20 protein-coding genes and 1 tRNA gene are annotated in these 23981 nt (G+C 65.9%); 10 read left to right on the top strand and 11 right to left on the bottom strand.

The features are described from left to right. Nucleotides 1–371 precede the first annotated feature (371 nt). On the bottom strand, nucleotides 372–1016 hold the full coding sequence (locus ACIBK2_RS42075; protein ID WP_396976165.1) for an aminodeoxychorismate/anthranilate synthase component II: 645 nt from the start codon (nucleotides 1014–1016) through the stop codon (nucleotides 372–374). 174 nt (nucleotides 1017–1190) lie between these two features. Here ACIBK2_RS42075 and crgA point away from each other — a divergent pair, with 174 nt between their 5' ends. Next, nucleotides 1191–1454 (top strand): cell division protein CrgA, encoded by a 264-nt coding sequence (crgA, locus tag ACIBK2_RS42070; RefSeq protein ID WP_357380114.1) that lies wholly within the window; start codon nucleotides 1191–1193, stop codon nucleotides 1452–1454. Nucleotides 1455–1573: 119 nt separating this feature from the next. Next, a complete protein-coding gene (locus ACIBK2_RS42065; RefSeq protein WP_396976162.1) occupies nucleotides 1574–2071 on the top strand; it encodes a PH domain-containing protein in 498 nt (165 codons plus the stop codon). A gap of 170 nt (nucleotides 2072–2241) precedes the next feature. Here ACIBK2_RS42065 and ACIBK2_RS42060 read toward each other — a convergent pair whose 3' ends face one another. Next, nucleotides 2242–3108 (bottom strand): rhomboid family intramembrane serine protease, encoded by an 867-nt coding sequence (locus ACIBK2_RS42060; RefSeq protein WP_396976160.1) that lies wholly within the window; start codon nucleotides 3106–3108, stop codon nucleotides 2242–2244. Between the two features lie 4 nt (nucleotides 3109–3112). Next, the gene (locus ACIBK2_RS42055) at nucleotides 3113–3640 is read right to left on the bottom strand and encodes a peptidylprolyl isomerase (RefSeq protein WP_375907562.1); all 528 of its coding nucleotides are present in this window, start codon (nucleotides 3638–3640) and stop codon (nucleotides 3113–3115) included. A gap of 265 nt (nucleotides 3641–3905) precedes the next feature. Between ACIBK2_RS42055 and ACIBK2_RS42050 the strand changes: the two genes are divergently transcribed. Continuing rightward, a complete protein-coding gene (locus tag ACIBK2_RS42050) occupies nucleotides 3906–4118 on the top strand; it encodes a hypothetical protein (protein WP_396976157.1) in 213 nt (70 codons plus the stop codon). A gap of 121 nt (nucleotides 4119–4239) precedes the next feature. Here ACIBK2_RS42050 and ACIBK2_RS42045 read toward each other — a convergent pair whose 3' ends face one another. From ACIBK2_RS42045 to ACIBK2_RS42030, 4 genes are all read right to left on the bottom strand, one after another. Then, nucleotides 4240–5079 (bottom strand): ABC transporter permease, encoded by an 840-nt coding sequence (locus tag ACIBK2_RS42045; protein ID WP_396976155.1) that lies wholly within the window; start codon nucleotides 5077–5079, stop codon nucleotides 4240–4242. Then, nucleotides 5076–6083 carry an ATP-binding cassette domain-containing protein gene (locus tag ACIBK2_RS42040; RefSeq protein WP_396976153.1) on the bottom strand — a complete coding sequence of 336 codons (1008 nt, stop codon included), beginning with the start codon at nucleotides 6081–6083 and terminating at the stop codon, nucleotides 5076–5078. Before ACIBK2_RS42040 ends, ACIBK2_RS42045 begins: the two co-directional genes overlap by 4 nt. 130 nt (nucleotides 6084–6213) lie before the next feature. Next, on the bottom strand, nucleotides 6214–6621 hold the full coding sequence (locus ACIBK2_RS42035) for a VOC family protein (protein ID WP_396976151.1): 408 nt from the start codon (nucleotides 6619–6621) through the stop codon (nucleotides 6214–6216). Nucleotides 6622–7408: 787 nt separating this feature from the next. Then, the gene (locus tag ACIBK2_RS42030) at nucleotides 7409–8338 is read right to left on the bottom strand and encodes an acyl-CoA dehydrogenase (protein WP_396976149.1); all 930 of its coding nucleotides are present in this window, start codon (nucleotides 8336–8338) and stop codon (nucleotides 7409–7411) included. 486 nt (nucleotides 8339–8824) lie between these two features. Between ACIBK2_RS42030 and ACIBK2_RS42025 the strand changes: the two genes are divergently transcribed. The 5 genes from ACIBK2_RS42025 (at nucleotide 8825) to ACIBK2_RS42005 (ending at nucleotide 15073) form a co-directional block, all read left to right on the top strand. Next, nucleotides 8825–9535, top strand: a complete 711-nt coding sequence (locus ACIBK2_RS42025) for a YoaK family protein (RefSeq protein ID WP_396976147.1) — start codon at nucleotides 8825–8827, stop codon at nucleotides 9533–9535. 39 nt (nucleotides 9536–9574) lie between these two features. Further along, nucleotides 9575–10765, top strand: coding sequence for a hypothetical protein (locus ACIBK2_RS42020; protein ID WP_396976145.1), 1191 nt, complete (start codon nucleotides 9575–9577; stop codon nucleotides 10763–10765). A 422-nt stretch (nucleotides 10766–11187) separates the two neighbouring features. Then, the gene (locus ACIBK2_RS42015; protein WP_396976143.1) at nucleotides 11188–12558 is read left to right on the top strand and encodes a hypothetical protein; all 1371 of its coding nucleotides are present in this window, start codon (nucleotides 11188–11190) and stop codon (nucleotides 12556–12558) included. Continuing rightward, nucleotides 12555–13967: a hypothetical protein gene (locus tag ACIBK2_RS42010; RefSeq protein WP_396976141.1), complete on the top strand. Its 1413-nt coding sequence runs from the start codon at nucleotides 12555–12557 to the stop codon at nucleotides 13965–13967. The genes ACIBK2_RS42015 and ACIBK2_RS42010 overlap by 4 nt, the downstream gene beginning before the upstream one ends. A 650-nt stretch (nucleotides 13968–14617) precedes the next feature. Beyond that, nucleotides 14618–15073, top strand: a complete 456-nt coding sequence (locus ACIBK2_RS42005; RefSeq protein ID WP_396976139.1) for a hypothetical protein — start codon at nucleotides 14618–14620, stop codon at nucleotides 15071–15073. A 26-nt stretch (nucleotides 15074–15099) separates the two neighbouring features. Here the strand turns inward: ACIBK2_RS42005 and ACIBK2_RS42000 are convergent, their stop codons facing one another. Further along, nucleotides 15100–16368 (bottom strand): TetR family transcriptional regulator, encoded by a 1269-nt coding sequence (locus tag ACIBK2_RS42000; RefSeq protein WP_396976137.1) that lies wholly within the window; start codon nucleotides 16366–16368, stop codon nucleotides 15100–15102. A gap of 236 nt (nucleotides 16369–16604) precedes the next feature. On the opposite strand from ACIBK2_RS42000, the gene ACIBK2_RS41995 reads away from it, so the two are divergent. After that, nucleotides 16605–16931: a LuxR C-terminal-related transcriptional regulator gene (locus ACIBK2_RS41995; RefSeq protein ID WP_396976135.1), complete on the top strand. Its 327-nt coding sequence runs from the start codon at nucleotides 16605–16607 to the stop codon at nucleotides 16929–16931. A 23-nt stretch (nucleotides 16932–16954) separates the two neighbouring features. Here ACIBK2_RS41995 and ACIBK2_RS41990 read toward each other — a convergent pair whose 3' ends face one another. The 3 genes from ACIBK2_RS41990 to ACIBK2_RS41980 all read right to left on the bottom strand — a co-directional run bounded on the left by ACIBK2_RS41990 (nucleotide 16955) and on the right by ACIBK2_RS41980 (nucleotide 22536). Next, a complete protein-coding gene (locus ACIBK2_RS41990) occupies nucleotides 16955–21982 on the bottom strand; it encodes a hypothetical protein (RefSeq protein WP_396976133.1) in 5028 nt (1675 codons plus the stop codon). A gap of 370 nt (nucleotides 21983–22352) precedes the next feature. Further along, nucleotides 22353–22425, bottom strand: a tRNA-Ala gene (locus tag ACIBK2_RS41985). A gap of 3 nt (nucleotides 22426–22428) precedes the next feature. Further along, nucleotides 22429–22536: a DLW-39 family protein gene (locus tag ACIBK2_RS41980; protein ID WP_357380124.1), complete on the bottom strand. Its 108-nt coding sequence runs from the start codon at nucleotides 22534–22536 to the stop codon at nucleotides 22429–22431. A 624-nt stretch (nucleotides 22537–23160) separates the two neighbouring features. On the opposite strand from ACIBK2_RS41980, the gene ACIBK2_RS41975 reads away from it, so the two are divergent. Continuing rightward, the gene (locus tag ACIBK2_RS41975; protein ID WP_396976131.1) at nucleotides 23161–23826 is read left to right on the top strand and encodes a hypothetical protein; all 666 of its coding nucleotides are present in this window, start codon (nucleotides 23161–23163) and stop codon (nucleotides 23824–23826) included. The last annotated feature ends 155 nt before the right edge of the window (nucleotides 23827–23981 follow it).

The raw sequence follows: 23981 nt of genomic DNA, 5'->3' as shown, positions 1-23981 counted from the left end.
GGCGCGGCTTCATAAGATCGACACCGAGCGCGCCCCGTCGGAATACCTGCGGGCCGCTTGTAGCCACGCAGGGCTGGAACTCGCCTTCGCTACGCATTAGCGAGCCGGTGTCGCCCCCTCGCGCACGCACAGTCGCGCCGCCGCCCTGCACTGATGGCTCGCTGCCTGCGCTCATCCGCAGCTGTGTCCCAGCGGCGCGCAACTTCGCGCCACCTGGGCGACCCCTGCCGACAATTCGCTGATCACGGTTCCGCGCAGCTGCGCCGCGCAGTTCGCCACGCTGCGGTGCAGTCACTGCCACACCTCGCCGACCGCCGGCTCCGCCGTACCCGAAGGCGCGCGATGCCATTGGTTCGCTTGCCGGCGGGCACTCACTGCAGCACCAGCGCGGCGACCTCCGCCTCCAGCATCTCCACCAGGCCCTCGGCCGGGCGTTCGCCGCAGATGCCGAGCCAGTTGGCCAGCATCCGATGGCCGCCCTGGGTCAATACGGATTCGGGGTGGAACTGCACGCCGTGGATCGGCAGGGTGCGGTGGCGCATGGCCATCACGATGCCGGTCTCGGTGCGGCCGAGCACCTCGATCTCCTCGGGCAGGGTGTCCTCGAGGACGGTGAGCGAGTGGTACCGCGTGGCGGTGAACGGATCGGGCAGGCCGGCCAGCACACCCGCACCGATGTGGAAGACCGAGCTGGTCTTGCCGTGTAGCAGCTCGGGCGCGCGGGTCACGGTGGCACCGAAGGCTTCGCCGATGGCCTGATGGCCGAGGCACACGCCGAGCAGCGGGACGGCCTGGGCGGCGCAGGCGAGCACCAAGTCGATGCTGCGGCCCGCGCGATCGGGGGTGCCGGGGCCGGGGCTGATCAGGATGCCGTCGAATTCGGCGACGACCGCGTCCACGTCGGCCAGGTTCGCGTCGTCGTTGCGCCAGACCACGGCCTCGACGCCAAGCTGACCGAGGTACTGGACCAGGTTGAACACGAAGCTGTCGTAATTGTCGACGACGAGAACACGCATGGTCCGAGATTACGTCCCCGCACGGCGCCGCGTCGCATCCAATACCAGTTGGGATAGCCTAGAGGCACACCGGAGGGCGCCAGAGCCCTCGTCCACCGTGGCGAGCGAGCTCCGCACGACCCACACGCGCCTGCCCCGCCGGTACCGACCTGCACGCCGAAATACGAGGACGTCATGCCCAAGTCGAAGGTCCGGAAGAAGACCGACTACACGATCAACCCTGCCAGCCGGACGCCGGTGAAGGTGAAGGTCGGGCCGTCGCCGGTCTGGTACGTCACCATCATGCTCGGGTTCATGCTCGCCGGACTGGCGTGGCTGCTCGTCTACTACCTCGCCGCCGACCACATCGGCTGGATGAGCGACCTGAACGCGTGGAACTTCCTGATCGGATTCGGCCTCATGGTCGTCGGTCTGATCATGACCATGCGGTGGCGTTGACACCACATCTGGGTTGTTCCGGGTAACGCGGACACCACATCTGGATTACAGACGTGTCATTCATGCACACCTGTGGATGAACCTGTGGACAACTCGAGGAGCGATTGGGGAAGTGACGCGTGACACCTGATTCTCCCGATCCCCAGCCGTTCGATCCCGACCCGCGCGACGCCACCCCGCGCCTCGCCTGGACCACCCCGGCGCCCGCACTCATCGCGGTCACCGGTGGCGGCATCATCCTGGCCGTTGCCGCGATCCTGGCCAACGAGGCCGCGAGTCGGCTACTCGTCGGATTGGCGGCGGCGGGCCTATTGGTGCTGGCCGGGCTAGGTTTCCGGCAGCGGCCTCGGCTAACGGTGGTCCCCGGCGCCGACCCGCGCCTGGTCGTGCGCAACCTGCTCGGCGCCGACGAATACGCCCGCGATCAGATCATCCGCGCCAGGGTCGTCGACTACCGCCGCCTCGGTCGCAAGATGCCGATGCTGGAGATCGACGTCGATCATGACGGCACCGAACGGCTGCTGATCTTCGGTCGCTGGGATCTCGGCACCCGGCCCGACGAGGTGTACGACACCCTCGTGCAGACCCTCCGGCTGTCCGGCGAGACCACTCGCTGACCCTCGCCGGGCAGAGTTATGCACAGGCCGCATCGGCTGCGGCGGTCCACGGAGTTGTCAGTAAATTCGTGTGCGCACCGATCGCGCACGGTGGCACGAGTAAGCGCGGCCGATGCCGCCCGTGGCACGACTTCTCGTGTTTCACGTGAAGCCGTGCCACGAATCGCGAATCAGGCCAGCGACATTGCGGTAGCGCTGATCACGCCGACCGCCACCAGCGCGACCACCACGACGGCGACCCAGCCGATGAGGCGAGCTGTCGGTTGCGATTTCGCACGCAGCCAGCCGGGCAGGAACAGGATGCCCAACGTCGCGATCGTGCCTGCGGCCAGTCCGCCGAGGTGTCCCCACAGCGAGATGCCCGGCAGCGAGAAGCTGATGAAGACGTTGATACCGATCAGGATCAGCATCTGATTCGGGTTCTGCCGCAGCCGGATCAGGATCACGGTGATCGCGCCGAACAGGCCGTACACCGCGCCCGAGGCACCCGCGGTCGCGGTGTCCTGCGAGAACACCATCACCGCGGCGGAACCACCGAGCAGCGACACGAGATAGACCGCGAGGTAACGCAGCCGCCCGAGCACCAGCTCGGTATCCCGGCCGATCATGTACAGCGCGAACATGTTGAGCAGCAGGTGGATCGGACCGTAGTGCAGGAAGCCGGAACCGATCAGCCGGAACCATTGGCCGTCGGCGACCAACGGCGGATAGAGCACCCAGTCGTGGAACAGCGCCGAGGTCCGGTTCTCCAGCAGGCTCTTCGACTGGGCGGCGGTGATCGCGTAGATCGCGACGTTGATCGCGATCAGCGCATAGGTCGCGTACGGCAGCGACGCCCTGGCCACCGGCGCACCCGCGACGGTGCGCACCGGTGCCACGTCACGCTGCTCTTGCCGGAGGCAGTCGACACAGTGCTGGCCGACCGCCGCGGGACGCAGGCATTCCGGGCAGGCGGGCCGTCCGCAGCGCGTACACGCGAGGCCGGTCGGACGTTGGGGATGGCGAACGCACGTCTGCGCAGGCGGCTGAGCGGTCATAACCTCATTCGATCGTGATCTTGGTGATTTCGACGGATTCCAAGGGACGGTCGTTGCGATCGGTGGCGGTGGTCGCGATCGCGTCCACGACCTTGCGCGACTCCGGATCGACGACCTCGCCGAAGATGCTGTGCTTGCGGTTGAGGTGCGGCTGCGCACCGACGGTGATGAAGAACTGCGAGCCGTTGGTGGCCGGGCCCGCATTGGCCATCGCCAGCAGGTAGCCGCGATCGAAGCGCAGTTCCGGGTGGAACTCGTCGCCGAACTCGTAGCCGGGTCCGCCGCGCCCGGTGCCGGTGGGATCCCCGCCCTGAATCATGAACCCGGCCATCACGCGGTGGAACACGGCGCCGTCGTAGAACGGGCCGGTGCTGCCGCCGCTCGCGTTCGCGGTGGTGTACGGCGCCGAACCGTCGGCGAGGCCGATGAAGTTACGGACCGTCTTGGGCGCGTGGTTACCGAAGAGCGAGATCTTGATGTCGCCGCGATTCGTGTGGAGCGTCGCCACAGCGGTCTGATTCGGTGAGGTCACGCCGCAATGCTACGGTCTCGCCGCCTCGGAACTTCAGCGCACCGACCGCTGCCGCCCGTGTCGGGTTGTGCCGGGTGGCCGAGATCCGAGTCCGCGCGCTGGGTTATTCGCGGATGAACGCAAGCGGTCGCCGCCGCGTCGAGGCTGAGTTGTCGGTCACCCGCCCCTGCTCGACCTGAGCGGATGGGTAGCGGATCCGGAACGCCGAGCGCGCCGCTGAGCTGGCGCTACTGCATGAACGGCCCGGTTGTGCCAGCATGGGCCAATGACCTTGGGGCCCCTACATGTATCCGCACGTACTCGTAACCGGCTCATTGTCGCGGCCGCCGTCGCGCTGGCGAGTGCCGTGGCCCTGCTGATCCGCAGCAAGCGGCCGCAGCCGCCCGCGCCCGCCCCGGCGCCGCCGCGCATCGGCTACTCCCGCAACGGCTCTGCCCCCGCGCCCGTAGCCCACGGAATGGCCCACGGAGATAACTGACACGATCTGTGCACCGAGACTCTGCTTGTCTCTTCCGTCGCGACGGGCGTTGATTCCTCAGCTGGGAGCCGGCCTCGGCAGGGGCGGCCTGACCCCAGGTTTGGCAGTACCCCTTTGCCGCTCAGCGGCTGACGGTTTTCTTGTACTGACCGACCGCCAGTGGCACGAAGATCACCATGATCACCAACACCCAGATCAGTGTGGTCACTTCGGGATGCAGCAGCGACCAGGCGGTGGGCTCCGGGGCCAGGTCGCTGGTGTTGCCGAATAGGTCGCGAGTTGCCTGGGTGAGCGCGGAGACCGGGTTCCATTCGGCGATCACCCGGAGCACCGTCGGCAGCTTCTCGCTCGGCACGAAGGTGTTGCCGATGAACGTCAGCGGGAACACCACGATGAAGCTGGCGTTGTTGAAGACCTCCGGCGCGCGGACCAGCAGGCCGACGAAGGCCATCACCCAGGACACCGCGTAGGCGAACAGCAAGAGCAGCACGTAGGCCAGCACCGCGTCCAGGAACGATCCGCGAATCCGCCAGCCGACCACCAGGCCGGTCAGCGACATCACCGTCAGGCTGACCACGTTGATCACCACGTCGCTGAGGGTCCGGCCGATCAGCACGGCGGACGGCGCCATCGGCAGCGAGCGGAATCGATCGATGATGCCCTTCTGCATGTCCTCGGCCAGCGCGGAACCGGTGAACGACGCACCGAACACCACGGTCTGCGCGAAGATGCCGGCGATCAAGAATTCCCGATACCCACCGGAGACGCCGGGCACGTCGATCGCCGCGCCGAAGATGTAGGCGAACAGCAACACGAACATGATCGGCGAGAGCGTCGAGAAGATCAGTACGTCGGGCACCCGCCTGATCTTGATGACCCCGCGCTTCGCGATGGTCAGGCTGTCGCTGACCACCATCGACAATCGGTCGCCGAGTGAGGGCCGCGGAGCCGTCGTGGTCATCGGGACTTCCCTTCCGCTGCTTCGAGTTTGTCCGCCGCGGCCCGGCCGTTGTCGTTGACCAGTTCTTCCGCCTCGTGCCCGGTGAGGGTGAGGAACACATCGTCGAGCGAGGGCCGGCGCAGGCCGACGTCGTGGATCTTCACGTCGTGCTCGGCGAGCTTGCCGATCGCCGCGACCAGCGCCTGCGAGCCGTCCGAGACCGGGACGATGATCCGGCGCAGCCCCGGCTCGACGTGAATCTCACCGTCCGCCAGGCCTTTCAGCGCCCGCATCGCGGTATCCAGGTTGTCGGCATGGTCCACGGTGAGCTCGATCCGGTCGCCGCCGACCATGGTCTTGAGCTCGTCGGCGGTGCCGCGCGCGATCACCTTGCCGTGGTCGATCACCGCGATCGCGTCGGCCAGCCGATCGGCCTCGTCCATGTGCTGAGTGGTGAGCAGCAGCGTGGTGCCGCCGGCGACCAACTCCTCGATGACATCCCACAGGTCGAGCCTGGCCCGCGGATCCAGGCCGGTGGTCGGCTCGTCGAGGAACAGCACCGGCGGTTTGGCCACCAATGCGCCCGCCAGATCGAGTCGCCTGCGCATACCGCCGGAATACGTTTTCACCGGACGGTCGGCGGCATCGCTGAGCCGGAAACGGTCGAGCAGTTCGCGCGCTCGCTCTTTACTGCGTTGCACACCCATGTGATATAGCCGCCCGACCATTTCCAAATTCTCGAAGCCGGTGAGGTATTCGTCCACCGCGGCGTATTGGCCGGACGCGCCGATCCGGGAGCGCAGCGTCCGCGGATCGCGCAGCACGTCGATGCCCGCGACGGTCGCGCGGCCGGAGTCGGGGATGAGCAGGGTGCTGAGCACCCGGACCGTGGTGGTCTTACCTGCGCCGTTGGGGCCGAGCAGCGCGGTGACGGTCCCCTCCGGGACCGCGAGGTCGAGTCCGTCGAGGGCGACCAGATCGCCGTATCGTTTGACCAGACCCTCGGCGACTATTGCGTCGGGCATGATTCTCCTGAGTCGTGAGTTTTCATGGGATGTATTTGCCCGACTTCGCTGGATCGGGACCAATTTCCGATACTCGAGTCAGTATTGCGCCACCCACCGACAATTTCATCCGATTTGTGCGGTATTTCGATCATGGGAAAGACACCGGCTCGACGACACCGGGCGTCGTCCATTCCAGAACCTGCACGATGACCCCATTGGGGTCGGTCACCTGGAACAGCTTCTCGCCCCAGGGTTGTTCGATCAGCGGCAACGTGATGGGCACCCCCGCGTCCCGTAGTCGCGCCTCCTCGCGCGCGGCGTCATCGACGGTGAAGGCGATCGCGACACCTTGCGAGGGCACGTGCCGTTGTTCCTCGGGTAGCACCGCTAGGCCGAGCTCATGCACCGCGATGCCAAGCGGCGCTTCCGGATGGGTCAGCGACACGAAGCCGTCGGCCGCGATTGCCTCGGTGTAACCGAAGTGATCGACGAGGAACCGTTGCGTGGCGGCGATGTCGGCCACGGTCAGGGACAGGGTGCAGGCGTTGATGCGCATTCGCTCGATTCCTTCTGTGCTGGCGTGCGGCGAAGCTTTCTCTCTACAAAGTACAGAGTTTTTGGATGGCTGCCCAGCCCCAAATTCGGCCTCGGCTTTCCGCCGCGCGACAGACAAAAGGTCGCACCTCGATCCAGGCGGTGCTCGGGGGTGCCGGATCGAAGTGCGACCGGTTCGATACTCCCGTGCGGCACCGGGCCGGTCGCGGGTAGCGGGCTACCCGATTCCCGGCCGCTCGGTACTCGCGCCGGGGCGCGCCGACGCGAAAGCGGCCGAGCGCCTTGGTCGCTCGGCCGATGTGACTCGTCTCACCCCTGCTGAACACGAACACATGTTCGCACCGGGGTACGACAGATTTCGGCACCGCGGACCCGCCCGCGAAGACGACACGCGGCGCCTTTTTCCGCCCGCCGAGGTGAACCGCACATATCCGACAGCGATCCTCGCCACACAGCGACCGGTCGGCATGTTTTCGAGCACTCCCGATAGCCTCGGCCAAATCTGTCAAATACTAGGTATCAGCCTGCGTAACAGTGGTTTTGGCAAACACCAGGCCACCATCGAACAGTGGCCCACAGGGGTGGCCGGAGTACCCGAAACGACCCCGATCTAGCAGAAAGTAAGCCCACCCAAAAAATCTTCGAAAAGTGGCCCTCCCCACGCGCACACAATCGCGGATCATCGCGTAGGATCATTCAAGTCGGCCCCTCCCCCCCGGGCCGACCTTACGCGGGCCTCGGCTAACTCCCCCCCTTCGCCGAGGCCCGCTCCCCATTTCTGGAGCAGGTCAGACCGCCGGATCGGTGCCGGGTCGCACCGATCGCCAGGCCGTAGCCAGTCGCTGCTCGCGCACCCGCCCGGCGATCGCGAGCAGCGGACGGTCCCGCTCCCACCGTTGCCTGGTCACCGAATCCACGGACGCCCACAGGGAATCCAGCTCCGCCAGCAACCGGCCGACGTAGTCGAACGCGCCACCCAGCGCGACATGGACGCCCGGCGAACTCGGAGCATCGATGTCGAGCCCACGCACCGCAGCCACCGCGGTGAGCAGCTGCTGCAGCACCGACTGCGACCAGCCCGACGCACGCGCCACCCGAACCAGCCAGCCGAGCGCCGCCGCGAGCACGTGCACGTCCTCGATCGTGCGGAACGGCTTGAGGTAGTCCAGGTAGCCGTCGCCCGGTAACACCACTGCCGCAACATCTGTCAGCGTCACCATGGCGTGCGGGATCTCCGGCGCGAACGGGGTCGTCGGCAGATTCGTCACGTGCACCCCGGCCTCGCGCACGTCGACCATGGTGGCGCGCAACCGATTCCGGCCGTCCTCGTCCACGCCGACACTGGCGAGCACCACCAGCCGGTGCGCCAGCATGCCCAGCGTGGCAAAGGTTTTGGTGCCGTTGAGCCGGGCGCTGCCCAGCTCTTCGGTCAGCGTGGTCTCGATCGCCGACGGATGCCCGCCACCCGCCTCGGTCGCACACAACGCAACCAGCTCGTCGGGCGACAGATCGGGAATCAGCGCGCGCAACGCCTCCTGGTATCCGGACAGGAACGCGTAACCGAGCCGGTCGGCGCCGAATCCGGCGGCCAGGGCGACATCGACCGGCTTGTCGAATCGGTTCGCGGCCACTCGATGTCGCGTCCAGGCCGCGGCGACATCGTCGAGCGGGGTCGCCGGTATGGGTTCGGTCAGCAGGAAATCGAGCACGGAGTCCACTCCTGCACGGTAACCGGCGCCGCGGTCCGCCCGGCTGTCCGTCACGCGGCAATGCGGGCAGCCGCTGCGGGCTGGTCTGCCGATACAGCCGCTCAACCCGCTGCCGGGGCTCGGGCGCGTCGACCCACTCGGCGGTCGCGTCCACTGCCACCGAATTTGTTGCCCAGTGCCGTAGCTCCTTTCGTGCTACCCGTCACAACTGCCTACCTGCTCGCCGACGCGCGCACGATCACTTCTCGGCTGGGCCGGTCGGTCACTTCCGGTAACTGACGGCATCATGCGTCACCGATGCTGCCCCAGGAAGACGGCATTTTCGAGCGACTCGGTGACTGCAGAGATACCGACAACCCACTCGCACCTGAGGCTGGACGACTACTCGGCGCGGCGTTGGTGATCGCCTGGCAACCCACGGCGCTGCACATGCACGTTTCGCCGGCGAGCGGTAACACTGAGAGGGTCACATCCGCTGCGAAAGGAGCCTGACCTGTGCCGAAACCGGACGAAGCACGCAAAAAGGCACTTTTCGACAATGAGGCCAGATTGTCCTGGGTGCTGGCCGCTTTGGCGGGATTGATCGGCGCGGCCGCATTCATGCATACCGCCGGCTACTTCGTCACGTTCATGACCGGCAACACCGAGCGTGCCATCCTCGGCCACTTCCACAACCAGAACGACACCGCGGGCGCGGCAGCCGGGCTGCTCGCATCGTTCGTCGGCGGCGTGGTGGTCTCCTCCTGGTGTCGCAGGCGCTACTGGTCCGGGCATCCACACGGGCCGACCCTGCTGACCACGATGAGCCTGGCCACCGCGTCGATCATCGACATCGTGCGATTCCAGAACCCGGAAACCGCATCCATCGACTTCGTGCCGATCCTGTTCGTCGCGTTCGGTGTCGGCGCACTGAACACCTCGTTCGTGAAAGACGGCGAGGTGTCCGTGCCACTGAGCTACGTCACCGGCACCTTGGTGAAGCTGGCCCAGGGCATCGAGCGCCACATGAGCGGCGGCGATTACACGGACTGGCTCGGCTACTTCCTGCTCTACCTGAGCTTCGCGCTGGGCGCCCTGCTCGGCGGGCTGCTGAGTATGCTCGTCGCCGGGTGGGCCATGCTCATCACCGCGACGGTCGTCTGCCTGATCGTGACCGGCTACACCTACCTGCATCTCGATCGGCACGGACCGCTGTCCGAAGACTGACTCCGTGCACTCGTCGGTCGCGCCGGTTACGGTGGCCGCGTGGAGGAGAATCTCGGGACCGACGCCGACCAGTTCGCAGCGCTCGTCCTGCACCAACTGACCGTTGTCGGCGAGCACGACGCGCAGTACCACCCCGCCGACTTCAAGATCGTCGTCGGCACCCTGGACCTGTACCTGAGCAATATCTTTCGGGAGACCGCGGAGCTCCCGGCCGCCGAACGGGACGGACGAATCGCGAATTTCGTCGCCAGTGTCACCGATGACGACGAGCCGGACACCTGGCCCGCAGTCCGCGCCATGCTGCGACCGATCCTGCGCCCCAACACCTTCGGCATCAACTCCCCGACCGGCGGCATGCGACCGATCACCCGCCCCGCGTTCCCGTTCATCGACGAGTTGGTCGCGGTAGACCGACCCCACTCCCGCTCGATCGTCTCCACCGCGACATTGCGGGATTGGGGCGTCGACGCCGACGAAGTCTTCGCCGCGGCGCGCGAAAACCTCACCGCCCTGGTCGGTTCCGCCGGATACCAGGGAACGGGCCTGATCCGCTTCGCCGACAACGGCGACGGCTACTGCACCTCCTGGCCCATGGTCCCCGGCTGGCTCGCCGGCTCCGGCGACGGCACCCACCGCCCCCTCGCCTTCATCCCCGACGTCGACACCCTCATCCTCGCCCCCGATCTGGACGACCTGACATCCCTCTTCGAACAGGTCGAGCAGCAATACCGCGAGGCAGTCCGCCCCATCTCCCCCCAGGCCTACACGGTCGACGACCACGGCACCGTGATCCCCCTCGACCAGTCCCCCGACCACCGCCACCGCGCCCTCGCCCTACGCGCCCGATGTGGTTTGGCCATAACCGAATACAGCGCCCAATCCGCCGCCCTGACCGAGGCCGTAGACCGCCACCTCGCCTACCCCGACCACGAAGCCCTGGCCCCCGCCTTCGCCGGCTCAGTCCACTACGCCTCCGCCGACGCCGGCCCCTACACCACCACCCTCTGGGCCAAAGACGTCGAATACCTACTCCCAGAAGCCGACCGCATAATCTTCTGCACCGAACAAAACGGCAAAATGACCACCCTCTTCGAGGCCCCCTTCACTGCCGTAGCCGAACTAACCCCCCTAACCCCCATCCCCAACATGACCCCCCGCCGCTACGAAGCCCGCCACTGGCCAACCCCAGAAACCCTCGCCCGCCTAGAAGCCACCGCAACCCCCCGCTGAAACACCGAAAGCACCCCAGCGGGTGTGGGGGAATCGAACCCCTAACCCCCGCATTGCAAAGGCTGTGCTCTGCCAATTGAGCTAAGGCCCCGTGTCAGCGGGGTGGTGACCTCGTGCCACATGTCCGCGTCGTTGCGCTGATGCAGCTTCGAGATGCCGATGAGAACCGCGATCACGGCACCTACTCTCCATCAGTTGCCCTATTCCTACGGCGCACGACGGCTTGACTGGATGCCGTATCGACCATGACACAGGAACCAACCGGGCGTCTGTCCGCTGAATGCCCGACTGTGTTGCACCACCGGGTCATTCGTTTGGATGAATCTCCTGAACCGGCCGACGGAATGGCTGCGGTCCGGGACGGTGCTGGACACAATGCAGGGAGTGTCTCCGCTCCAGGGAATTGTCCGGGAGGAACGACCATGCCGTACCCCAAGCCGACCTGGGTGGCCCCCCGGTGGTGGGCTCCGCCACCGAAAAACGCCGCCATCTCACGTCCCGCACTCGTGGCCGCCTGGATCGAGCGCGCGGCCCCACCCAAGCCCCCGAGGAAGGAGTTCCGCGACGAGATGACGGGCTGGTCCGGCGTCCTCGGCGGTACGAAGCCGTGGGTTGCGCTTGCCTACACGAAACTCGCCGCGTTCCTGGCGCAGGTCAACACCATCGTCGACGAACCCGAGGCCTGGCTCGCGGTATCGCGCCTGTACGCCGATCACGTCGATGGGCTGGCCCGTTTCAGCGCCCAGTACGTAGCCGTCGCGCACAAGCAGCGCCCGCGCGGCCTGCCGAACAAGCTCGGCGACAAGGTGAAGTGTTACGCGCTGACGGTGCCGCCCGCGGTGCGAGCGGCCATGGTCAGTACTCCCGGTCCCGGCCACACAGGTGGCGTCGTGGATACCGAGCGCTCGACGCGCACGTTCACGAGCGACCCCGAAGCGCATTACGAGACGTACCACCGAGTGGCGATGACCCACTACGTTTCGACGCTGCGGTCGAAAATCACCGTCTTCCAAGATGATCCGGAAATCGCCCGCGCGTTCGCCGAACAGATCACGGCACTCGCGGATTTCGACACTCGATCACCATTGCTGTGGTCGGCGGCGGACGAACGGCGTGTCAACGATCGTCTGTCCACGCAAGTGGAGGCCGACGCCAAATTGCGCACCGATCCCAGTCTGTCGGCGGCATACCTGCGGGCGCGTCGAACCATGCTGCGCTGGACGAGCCAAGGCCGGCCACTGCACAATGCCACGATTCTTTACACCGAGCTGAGATCGGCGCGGTTGGACGAACAGCGGGCGGAACGGGCCCGCGCCAAACACGAGACCTCCGTGAGCACGGACCAGCTGGCATCGTTTGCCGGCGTCGCCCGTCCGGCGCGGGAGTTCCTCCGCGTCGAGGACACCGACATCCTGTCCCGTGCCACCACATTTTTGGTGCACTACCCCGCATTCCTTCCGGGTACCCAGGTGGACTGCTGGGAGAAGACCGTCGCCCTCGCACTGCTCGGCGGAGCGCCGCGCGCCGCGACGACCGGGGAATTGCGGGCCGCCGTCAAGCAGGCCTGGCAGGAGCGCACGGCCACCGATCGTGCGATGAGCGCAACCCCGAACACGGCGGCCAAACTGGTCGAAGCGCTGCTGTTCCTCGCGGTTTCACAATCGACCCAGATCAGCGACCTCGGCGAGAACCACGATGGCGCAACCGACCGAATCGCACGCCGACAGATCGACGCCGATGCCACCCTGCATCGTCATGGTTTGGCCATCGACGACCTGGAGGGCCGCTCATGACTGCGCACCCCGAACCACCGGCGGGCGGCCTGCTGATTGTGGACGAGTTCGGCGGAATCAGTTGGTGGTCATCACGTCTCGCCCCGGTCCCCTCGGTACGGCTGACGCTCGGCCCTGGAGTGGTGGCGGAGATCGACCCGACCGAACCGGACGATCTGCTTGCCTGGGCGGTGCAACCCGCCGCTCGACCGGACCCCGTGGCCGACGCGGTGGGCGACCCGATGCTGTCGGACTGGTTGGCCTCGCTACGAGACCTCGGCGAGGCGGTGCGGACATTCGATTGTCCGCGACTGCGAGCGCCCTGGGCTCGTCTGGCATTGACGACCGCGATCGGCCGATGGACCACGCGCCGGATACACAAGGGTGCATTGCTACTGGATGAAGCCGTCGCGGAGCACGCACTCGGCCACCGGACCGAGGCCGAGCACGCCTTCGCCTACGCCGAGTACGCGCTGCTGGAGCTTGGTGAACGATGCGTCGATGGCACGCTGACGAGCCGGGTGACCGCTGCGGTAGCACAGGCGCTGGCCGATGCCGAGCAGAGCGGTCTCGGTCGGCCTGTCACCGCACTGCGTCACCGTTTGGCCGAGACCACTCCGGTCGAGGACGACGACCTGGCGGCCATGCTGGCCGGGTGGGCCGACGCGGTCGCCGTGCGGGAGGTGCCGATCAGTGGCACCGGTTCGGCGTCACCCGAAATCACCTACGGTCACCTCGATCTCACGGTCCTGGCACCCCGGATTCTGGCCTGGCAGAGTGCCCGTGATCGCGAGCTGCGGATCGTGCACGACCAGGACGCGGACGTGTTTCGGCTGAGTGCGCCGTTGGCCGCGGATGTCGATCCGTATTGTCGTGAAGCGCAGCAGCTGCTGGCGTACTGCGCGGACAACCGGACAGGTGCTCCGCTCGCGGTGACGGCGGCGCAGGTGGCGACCGGATCGGCGGTCGCCGACCTGCCTGCGCGGGGAAACTCCTTGCGCACTGTGAACTTCGGTCTGTTCGACGCCGACACCGAGCTGTCTGCACTGCGTTGCGACCCGGTCGGACGCGCTCTCGTCGAGGTCGACCGGAACATGGTGGAGGCGTGGAATCACCACCGCGCCGCGCTCGCGACGCTGGCGGCTCTCCCGGATAACCCGGATGCTACCGCTGCCGCGTTGGCGCACATCCGGGGCGAGGAGCTACTGCTTGTCGCCGATGCCTCGGCGAGCACCGCACGCGGTCGTCTGGCGGATCTGCTCGACGGATCCTCGGGCGAGGAAGCCGAGACCTGGCCGCGAAACACCGTCGCCGCCAGGCTCATCGCCATCGACCGATACCGATCCCGCTTGCCGACCGCGCTCGAGCCCACCGGCGACGCCCCGATGCTCGTCGAGCTGATCCTGCCCGATCCGGACGAGGGCTGGTGATCCAGATCGAAGCGTTTGATATCGGCGGCTCGCACGTAGCGGGTCTTGCTGGATTCAGTGCGTAATTCTGTGTGGCCGAACGGTTTCAGCGTTACCGGCGGCTCCGAACAGGAGCCGAGTTCCATAGTCAGGGTGAATTGCCGCTGAGCTGCGAGCTCACCGCCGGATCGTCCAGAGCCGAGCGGATGCTTTCCGGATACGGCATCACCCGTAGCACTTACCCAGCTGCGCAATGCTTTTCAGGATGCTCGAGCCGATCACCTCGGGGGGTGATGGCCGCGAGCTCACTGGCCACGTCGGCACCGTGGTGTGCACGGAACGAGGCATAGGCGCCGATCCTGATCATCGCCCGCACGGGCTGGTTCGTCTTTGTCGTGTATTTGGCGTACAGACGCGATCGACCGTTCTCGATATCTTTATCAGTGAAATATCAACGGCGACAACGCGAAAGGACGCACCATGGGCGCCGGCCTCAAATGCAAGAAATGTTCCCGCCCGTTGCAGGACTGTCAGGGCTGCGGCGGAAAAGGTCAGACGAGCTGGACCACGTGCAGCAAATGCCAGAATTCCGGACAGGTATGCCCGGTGCACGAGGGCTACTGGAAATAGCGCGACGGAGTGAATAGATGGAGATTTTTCTGCTCTGGGTCGTGATCGGCGTCGGCGGCCTCTTCGCGGCGGGATCGGTCAGCGCCGGGTCGGCTGTGGTCTTCGTGCTGGTATGGCTGGGCGCGCTCGTCATCACGGCGTGGGTGATTAGCTTTCTGGCCAAGCGACAACTCGATATCCTGGTGGCCGCACCGATCCAGTCGGCGGCCGAGGTGATCGAACAGCATTTCCGCGGGATCGGCTGGCGCAGGACCGACGGCCGAGGTCATTTCAATTTTCAGTCGCGTGGGGCTGGGTTGGGTTCCCTCAATATGAAGAACCCCGTATTGTCCATCGATCTGGAAGCCCTGGACCCGACTCGCACCGGCGTAAACATCTGGATGTCATCCTGGTCGAGCCGGTGGGGAATGGTCTCGTCCTGCGACCGGGTACTGACCAAGCGATGGAAACTGTCCCGGAAGCTGGTCAAACTCGGCACGGTTCCCGCGACCATGTAACACGGTTGAGGACGCGCTGGCGGGGGTCAGCGCGTCCGCAACCCGTCGAGTATCAGGGTGCTGACGAAGCCCGCATTGTCCTCCGCCGCAGTCGCTCTGCGGGTGAAGCACCGGAGCAGCATTGTATTGGTGACTAGTGCGGCGATATCGCGCGAGCACAGATTCTTGTCGAAGCGTCCGTTTCGCTGCCCCCGCAGCACGACCGGCTCCAACAGCGCCGGAAAATCCAATTCCTCCTTGATGGCCAGCATTCCGTCCGGTTCGCTGTACGTGTCGTGGGCGACGGCGGCCATCATAGAATCCATGAAGACCATTTCCTGAGCCACCAGCTGTGCGCACCGCTCCAGGTGTTTCCGCACCACCAGGTCGACGTCATCGCCGTGGATCATCAGGTCATCATTCATCGATTCCGACAGTTTCGCGTATTCTGTGCGCAACGCTCCGACAATAATGTGCGCCTTGGTCGGAAAGATCTGCCGAGCAATGGAAACCGGTACACCGGCCTTCCCGGCGATGATGTCCAGCGAGGACGAGAAGTAGCCGCGCTTGCCGAATTCGTCCCGAGCAGCAGCGATCATCGCCGCCCTCGGATCACGCGGAACGGACGACACGACAGCGGGATTCGGGGCAAGCTCGCCCAATTTGTCGTAGACATGAGCGTATTCCTGTTCGGTGTCCAGTACCGAGCTCGCGATCGCCAGCACAGCGTCGGCGAGCATCTGCGCCGAGACCGCATGCGGATCGATGCGCCGACGCAGCAGCATGCCGTCGATGAGTGCCGTGAGGACCAGCGCGAGCCGTTTTACGGTGAAGGGTTGTCGCAGCGTCGCGCCGCGGCTGCCGACGAAGGTGTCGAATGATTCCACCGCCATGGCGTCGCGCCGCTGGTACGTCTCGCGCAGCCGCTGGGTGATCTTCCCACGGTCGTGCCCAAAAACCGTTGCCAGCAACGCTCTTTCGGTACCCACCAGTTCGTCGGCCCTGTCGAAATACGCCGCTGCCATGGCGTGAACGGCGCGCGACACGTCACCATCGTGCGCCGCGAGCATCGCTCTGCTGGCCGCCTTGACGCCGCCGTCGCGAACCGGGGAGCTCACGAGCCCGTCCAACATGGCGCTGATGAACTTATCCTTCGTTCCATACCGCCGGTAGTAGGTGGCGCGACCCCAATGGGCCTGGTCACAGATGCGCTCGATGGGTAGACCGCGGTCGAGCAGGGTGGTCGGATCGTCGAGCATGACGCCGATCGCGGCCTCCACAAGCTGGCGCTCCGCGGTCTGGTCGTTAGAGGTCATGTCAGCCTTCCCACACCGTTGTCGACAAACCCACCGCGCCGTGGGCAAACCCACCGCTGGGTTGATCAGAACACCGAGACACCCCCGTTACGGAGGGTGAGACCGATCGATCTCATCGAGATGGAATCGACCACAACACGATAGTGCCCGCCCGGTAGCGACGAGCTTGCATGAATAGCAACACCTTCGCATCGAACCGATCGCACGCGAAGGTCGTACGCAGGAAGGCAAGACCGATGAACGCCGTATTGGACAATTTCCGGACCGACCGGCCCGACAACTGCCGAGCACCGCGACCCGCCTTGACCAAACGCGAAGTCGAGGTGGTGAATGCTTGGGTGGTGGCCGATTCCAAATCGGACGTGGGCAAGAGCCTGTTCATCTCCATGGGCACGGTGAACACACATGTGCTGCGGGTGCGGGAGAAATACCGCCTGCTTGGCCGCGACGCGCCGACCAAGACAGCACTACTGCTGCGGTTTCTGCAAGATGGATTCGTCACCCTCGAGCAGTTGCTCGGCGAAACACCTTCGGCAGCAAGCGATTTGAGCGGACCGACGTGAGCGTCACGCGTTGTTGCACCCGGTCAGGGGAGCTGGACTCTACCCCCACTACGCTGCCAGGCGAACAACGGCCGTATGGACAGATCCAATACCGCGACGCCCTGCTCGGTCGTGACCACGATCGCGCCCCGATCCGCCACGGTGAGGCCGAGGATCGGGGCGTCGAGGTAGACAGACCTCTGGTCCACCGGATCGAAAGGCTGCAAACGCAATTCACTGCCGCACGCCGCCACCAGCCCCAGCGCCGGATGCATGCAGACGGCCGTGACCGAGCCGTCTCCGTCGACCACGCGCAAGGGCGGCGGAGTACCCCGAACCGACCGCAGCAGGCGGGGGCGCAGCAACGCCTCCACCGACCACTCCACGATCAGCCCGCCGGCGTTGATGGCGTAAAGCACCGGGGCGACCCCGACGGTGCCTGCGATCAGATGGGTGACGGCGGGCATCTCCAGGACTGGGCCGATGGGCCTGGCCGTGGTGAGATCCCACCCACGCACGGTGTCCCCGAGCATTGCCGCGGTGAAGGCCACCGGACGTCCCTGGAAGAGCAGAGCGGCCAAAATCGTTCCGTGGCGGGCCCGCTCGGCGTGCAGCGCGGTGATGACGGGGCCGAACGGTCGTCGGTGCGTGAGGTATTCGGTCTCCAGCCGGTCACTGCGGGCCTCGACGACTATCGCCTCGCCACCCGGCCGCAGCACCACCATGGATGGGCGCTCCTCGGTGGTATTCCACGCAGGCAACGATGTCATGGTGTCCGCTGCCCACACCTGGATCCCGAGCAGGTCCCGGCCCGCCACCAACTCGGTTCCATCCGCCTCGGTGATCGTGTGCAGCGCTGAGACCTTGATGCGCAAGGGAATGGCGGGCCCGACCCGCGTGCCGGTATGCAGATCGCGGCATACCAGTTTGCCGGATTCGGAGGCCACCAGGACGACGGGCACACCGCGGTGGGTGGCCACGGTCGCCGCCACCGGGTTGGGTGATTCCGCATCGATCAGCGGAGTACCGGTTTTCGTGTCGATCAACTCCAATTCACCTTTGACGCCGCCGATCAGCAGTGCCGTCGAGTCGCGGTAGACGGTCGCGGCGACAACTGAGCTGCCAAGGCCGGACGCGCGCACCGCACCGACCGGGGCGCCGGCGTAGGGTGCCGAGTCCGGCGAGCGGAACCAGATCTGGCCGTCCAGGCCGATAGCGAGCAGGGCCGGGCCCGAGCCCGAATCCACGATGTCCGCCCGGCGGAGCATCGCCGGGAAATGGCAGTCCGGCCATACCCGTTGGCGGCTGGTCAGGTCGAGGACGTGCACAACGCAGGACCGTTCGTCCGGTGCCGGGTTCGCCACGATCACGCAGGGCACCCGGTCGAGCCAGCCCACACCGAGGACATGCTCGTGCCGGAACTCGCCACCGTAGGCGCGCTCGTCGAACCGGCCTTCGGTCAGGTCGACGGTCCGACAGCGATCGCGGGTCGCGACGATCGCGACCGGCCGCCGTCGCCAGACCGCGAGCCGCACCCGATGGATGGCGCCATGATCACCGGTCAGCTTCGGGCCCAAGGGAATACCGCGCAGCGGATCCCATCCGACCACCATCCCGGAGTTATCGGCGCCCACGGCCAGGACGCGGTCGCCGAAGACGCGGCAATCCATTGCGGAGATCGCATGCTCTAGCCAGATCGGGCGCTGGTCCGGCGCGCCACCGGGACTCAGCGTGACCAGTGAACCGTCCACGTCACCCGCCACCACGACGAGGTCGTCACGGTGCATCGCGGCAGCCACCGCCACCGTGTTCTGCCTGGTTCGGTAGAGATCCGGCATTCCCTCCGCGCCCGCGCACCCACCCACGTCCAGATCCCACACCCGCACCGTCTTGTCCTGGCTCGCGGTGACGGCCAGATGAGTGCTGTTCTCGCGCACGATCGCGACGGCCGTGATCTCCTGGGTGTGCCCGGCCAGCGCGGCCTCGGGCAGGTCCACAGTGCTCATGTCCCAGACCCGGGTGGTGAAGTCCTTGCCCGCGGTGATGGCGACCAGATCGGCGCCGAACCGGCCGGTGGTGATCGCGGCCACCGGATCCGCGTGGCCGGTATAGGCGCGGCCCAGTTGCTCGCCGGTTCGCAGATCCCACATGATCACGGTGCGCTCGGCTCCGGTGGTGATCGCGATCGGAAGGTTGTCGACGCGATCGACGCAGACGGCGGTGACTTCCTGTGAGTGCCCGACCATCTCGGCCAGGACAGTTCGGGTGTCCAAGTCGTAGAGATACACCCGCCCATCGAGATGCCCGGTGATGACGACCGTCGCAGAGCTTGCGGCGTCCGAGCCGGTGCGCAAGTCGGACCAGGGTATATGCGCGATCGCGCACGCCTCGGAGTAACCGTATTCGTGGGTCTCGGTCAGTTCGAGCCGCAACAGATCGTAGGTGCGAATCCGGCCATCACCGTCGGCGGTCACGAACATCGGCCGCCCCTGCGGGTGCAGCACGGCAATGTCATTGCTGCCCGTGAGTACGGCCGCATCGAAGACCGCGAGACGTCGATCGAGATAGGGGTCCAGAACGACCATAGAACCGAACCAGTCGGCACCGATGACACGCAACGCACCGGCTGCCTCGGTCAGTGCAACCGCTTTCACGCCGAGCCCGTGTTGCTCGCTGACCGGTTGTCCGTAGCCCCCGAGCCATTCACCGTTGCCGTCCGCGTCACATCGCCACACCCACACGGACCGGTTGCTCAACCCGACCGCGATGTGCAGCCGCGCGCCGAACACACCCGAACAGGCCGCAGTGAATCTCGTCTCCCCCGAATCGAGCCCGAACAGCCATTTCCGCTGTTGCCCCGTCGCGAGCTCGAAGCACGCGGCAAACGAGCTGTTGACGGCGAGCAGGCAGGGCCCGCCACCCACTTGGACGACCGCGACATGGAGTTCCCCGGGTACCGCGAAAACCCTTGCGGCACGTTGGGCATTCCACCACGCCCAGCGGGAGCTCCACGCCAGAGGCGAGTCGTCGTAGGCGAACTCATTGCCGATCCGGACGACCTCCGCGTCCGGCACCCTGGCCTTGTGCGCTCCCAGGCGCAGATACTCCCGGTGCTGGCGCTCCGGCCAGATCGGCAGCAGCCGGCCCGCGTCGCGCAGGAACTGGATGGTGCGGAGGGCGCCGCGCCAGTGATCCCGGGTCCGAGTGATCCGGTCCAGCACAATCAGCATCCGGTGGATCTGCGCCTCGCCCAGTCGCATCTCGTCCCCGGCCGGGGACCTCGGAGCCAGCAGATGCGGTTTCACCGCCGCGAGCAAAGTGCTTTCGTCGGCCCACACCGAGGCGATCAGATACTCCCCCAGCCGATCTGGTTCCAGCACCCCCCACGCGCCGGAGGGGTCCGGATACAGATGCGCCAGCCAGTCCGTGACCCTGCGGCGGTATCCGAAATCCCGTTCCCGTATTGCGGGAAGCAGCCGAATGAGGTTGTCGGCCTGCTGGTTGCTGCGCGCACCGAATAGGGTGACCGCCGCAACGGCCTCGCGCAGCACGGGCGGGGTCAGGTCCAGCCGGTGCGCCTCGGCGGTCCGCGACCAGTAGGTCGATTCGTGGCTCAACAGGATGTCCTCGGTCGAGGCGGACGGGCTTACCCGCACCGGCCGTGGTCCGGCCTGCAGCAGGTCGGCCAGCGCCCGCTCGTAGAGTGTGAGCGCATGGGCGTATCGCACCGCGTCCAGTGCGGCGGGCGGGGCCAGCCCCGCGGCCACCGCGGGCCAATCGCTGCCCGCATAGCCGGGCAGTTGGGTGAGCCCGGAAGCCAAGGCAGTGAGCGCTTCTCGATACAGCGCGGGCCTGGGGTCGCGGTCGTCGGCGAGCGGGCCGAGCCGCATCTCACGGGTTGTCAGCCCGTGCAGCTTGTCCTGCAGATCGGTCCACCACGCACCGGGCGAGCGGGCGATGAGCAGAACCCGCACCGGGACAGTGGATTCCGTGGGCCTGCTCTTGATCAAACGCAGCAGCCGCCGCACCGGGTCGTCGGACAGCGCGCTGGAGGTGCACCATGCCTCCGCGTAGTCGACGACAATCAGCAGCTCCACCCGTGAACGCAGCAGTGCCCGTTCGACTTCCACGCGGCCGAGTGCCGTGGCCATATCGTGGAAATCGGCATGGACCACAGCACCTACCCAACCGCGCCGCCGCTGGCGGTCGACTAGCTCCAGCGCAAGGCGGGTCTTGCCCTGCCCGCCTTGCGCATGCAGCAGCATGATGCTGTCTTCCTTGCCCGAACACCACTGCTCCAGCGTTCCGAGTTCGTCAGCACGACCGGAGAAGGCAATCACGCCCGACTGGGCGCGCAGCATGCGCGCAGGCGAGATCGGTGTGTCGGTGAACCAGTGCGGTGCAAGGGCCACCAGTTCCACGGCCGCCGCGAATACCGGCTCGCCGGCCATCGCACCGGTGAAATCCCCACGCGCCAAAAGCCGTTCGACCGTCTCGAAGGTCATTCTCCCGCCCGCAAAGGCCACCACGTCGTTGGTGACGACACCGACGAGTAGACCGCCCGACCACACCGCGGCTCCTGACATCCCGCGCCAGACGGTCACGGCGGCCACTCCGGCCGGCGGGCTCGCAACGGCAATGTGCGGACGGCCCGCCGTCACTGCGCCGCAGGGGATCCGGCCCACCACGTGCTCGACCTCGGAACGTTCGTGGAACCCGGGGATCTCCGGAAATCCATGCGCCTCGGCATCGACCGCCCCGTCTGAGGTGATGAACCGTCCGAACCGAACCGGCTCCGCCCGACGCACCCACTCCGGCAGCTCATCCCCCGCCAACTGGATCAGAGCGGCGTCGATCTCCCCGTCCGATCCTCCTGGCTCACACCACACGACCGACCCCGGCCACAGCCGCTCGCTGTGCGGGAACCGCACCAACACCGATGCTGCCGCACCGCTCACGACATGTCCGGCCGTGAGGACCGTCGCGGGGCCCACGAGATAGCCCGACCCATGCTGACTCTCGTGCGGGCGCTCGGTGAAGATCTCCACGACACGCTGTTGTGAAAGCCCCATGTGCCCCACCATCGACAACGAAGAAACGACTACGCCGACCGTAGCCCGCTACCCGTGCCGTCCCCCCGGTTACCGCGGAGAATACGCTGTTCGACCGACCCCGTTCCAGGCCTGCGGTCGGCACCTGCCAACGGCGGCGTTACGCGGTAACGGTCACCTCGTTGCCGGGAAATGGACGGCGGCGACCCGGGGAACACTCGATGAGTTCAGCACGGCAGTGAACGAACCAGGAAACGGTCCGAATAGCCGCACCTGCGAGGGGGGTCCGGGGGGCAAAGCCCCGCCGGGCGGGGTGTGGGGGCTCCGCCCCCACAAAAAACGCGAAACGAGAAAAGGCCCATGCTTTCTATGGGCATGGGCCTTTATCGAGTGGAGCCTAGGGGAATCGAACCCCTAACCCCTGCCTTGCAAAGGCAGTGCTCTGCCAATTGAGCTAAGGCCCCGTGTCAGCGGGTGGTGACCTCGTGCCACATATCCGCCTCGTTGCGCTGGCGGAGCTTCGAGATGCCGATGAGAACCGCGATCACGGCGCCTACCGTGACAAGAAACTTCATGGTTCCCACCCTACTGTCGTGTTCGGGAGTGGGCCTAGGAGGACTTGAAAATCCTCGGCTCTCTCGCCAAACTACCAGGTCAGCGAACCAACCTCTGCGCACGACTGCCGCTCAACTGCCTCTTCACGACACTTGGTTACATTTCACGACAGAAAATACCACTTCCCTGATGACGCCGTCATCAGGGGGTCAAGGCATGGTTCGGCACCTCCTGACGACAGCGTCATCACCTCTGATCCAGCTGATCGCGTGGTTCTCAACGACCTCCGCCGAGCTCCCCAGCCGTACTTCGTCGTCTCGGCAACCCCCTATGACCGGCATTGCACAGCTAGCAGTTGAGTGGAGGCAGGACCGTATTTCGGGCACCATCCGACAAATCCCCACCTCAAGGTTGGCAGCTAGGGCACCGCAGCCTCATCAGGCTTCGCTGGGACACGCAGGGAACCCTGATGCCGGTCACTGACCGCAGAACCAGGCTAGAGACCGTCGTCTGCCACAACTGGTCGGCGCGTACTCTCGGACGAGATCCGCCTCTGCTCAGGAAGCAAACTGCCTACGCGCCTAGCCGGGTACGAAGCCAATTGTCGGATCATCTGCTCGATACCGGGAAGGTGTTGTCGAACAATGAATATCGACCCGAGTAGCACCTACGGCGGCATCCCGATGTTGGAGTTCCGTGAGCGCCTCGCCCGCTCGCGGGGTCCACGCGGGTCATGGGATCGTCCCGAGACTCAGTTCGATGCCCAGCTGTTGGAGGAGCTCCTGATCAACGGATACCTCGAGCGCGCCGAGGGGCGCACGGATCTCGCGGGTTCGAAGGAACCGGACGGGTACAAGCTCACGATCAAAGCTTTCGCGGTAATCAACGCCAGCGCGGCTAGACCTATCCGGCGAGCTACAGCCGATCGCGCCTTGACCGGACTGCTCGAACGCGCCCATCAAGTCGAAACCGACCCGTACTGTATCTGGACTGTGCACAGAATCGTACTGTTCGGTTCGATGCTCGATCAGGCCCGGCACTATGTCAGCGACGTCGATGTGGCCATAGAACTGATCCGCCATCCAGACCACGAAGCACCGGAATCGGTGCACACAGCACTGTTCGACGCGTGGTATAGCCGCATCCCATTGCCAAGCGGTTTCCCTTGGAAAGGGGAAGACCAGGTCAAGAAGTTCTTGAAGAACCGAAGCCGCACCCTGAGTTTGCACCGCCTCACCGACGACATAGGGCCCGCCGGCCTCGGATGGGACATCCCGCACAAAATGGTCTACGAGCGGTCAAGCGACTAGTCGGTGCCGAAGAACAGACACTGGCTTCGCTGCTAAGCCCATGACAACACGGCGAGTTGACTCGCTTCCCATGGCCCCGATGATGTCCGGTCCGGTTGCTGACGAAGAGGCCGAGTCCGTCATTTCATGGTGACTCTTGGCTCGTCGTCCAGAGT

This window comes from Nocardia sp. NPDC050175 (assembly GCF_044459885.1).
Classification (GTDB): Bacteria; Actinomycetota; Actinomycetes; order Mycobacteriales; family Mycobacteriaceae; genus Nocardia.
The sequence above is the reverse complement of the archived record's forward strand: the minus strand, read 5'-3'. Positions and strand labels throughout refer to the sequence as shown.

Bases quoted from the DNA above. Each gene is read 5' to 3' on its own strand.
- ACIBK2_RS42060 (WP_396976160.1), bottom strand. From the start codon at position 3,108: ATGACCGCTCAGCCGCCTGCGCAGACGTGCGTTCGCCATCCCCAACGT.
- ACIBK2_RS42075 (WP_396976165.1), bottom strand. From the start codon at position 1,016: ATGCGTGTTCTCGTCGTCGACAATTACGACAGCTTCGTGTTCAACCTG.
- ACIBK2_RS42035 (WP_396976151.1), bottom strand. From the start codon at position 6,621: ATGCGCATCAACGCCTGCACCCTGTCCCTGACCGTGGCCGACATCGCC.
- ACIBK2_RS41980 (WP_357380124.1), bottom strand. From the start codon at position 22,536: ATGAAGTTTCTTGTCACGGTAGGCGCCGTGATCGCGGTTCTCATCGGC.
- ACIBK2_RS42010 (WP_396976141.1), top strand. From the start codon at position 12,555: ATGACTGCGCACCCCGAACCACCGGCGGGCGGCCTGCTGATTGTGGAC.
- ACIBK2_RS42050 (WP_396976157.1), top strand. From the start codon at position 3,906: ATGACCTTGGGGCCCCTACATGTATCCGCACGTACTCGTAACCGGCTC.
- ACIBK2_RS41990 (WP_396976133.1), bottom strand. From the start codon at position 21,982: ATGGGGCTTTCACAACAGCGTGTCGTGGAGATCTTCACCGAGCGCCCG.
- crgA (WP_357380114.1), top strand. From the start codon at position 1,191: ATGCCCAAGTCGAAGGTCCGGAAGAAGACCGACTACACGATCAACCCT.
- ACIBK2_RS41975 (WP_396976131.1), top strand. From the start codon at position 23,161: ATGAATATCGACCCGAGTAGCACCTACGGCGGCATCCCGATGTTGGAG.
- ACIBK2_RS42015 (WP_396976143.1), top strand. From the start codon at position 11,188: ATGCCGTACCCCAAGCCGACCTGGGTGGCCCCCCGGTGGTGGGCTCCG.
- ACIBK2_RS42040 (WP_396976153.1), bottom strand. From the start codon at position 6,083: ATGCCCGACGCAATAGTCGCCGAGGGTCTGGTCAAACGATACGGCGAT.
- ACIBK2_RS41995 (WP_396976135.1), top strand. From the start codon at position 16,605: ATGAACGCCGTATTGGACAATTTCCGGACCGACCGGCCCGACAACTGC.
- ACIBK2_RS42045 (WP_396976155.1), bottom strand. From the start codon at position 5,079: ATGACCACGACGGCTCCGCGGCCCTCACTCGGCGACCGATTGTCGATG.
- ACIBK2_RS42000 (WP_396976137.1), bottom strand. From the start codon at position 16,368: ATGACCTCTAACGACCAGACCGCGGAGCGCCAGCTTGTGGAGGCCGCG.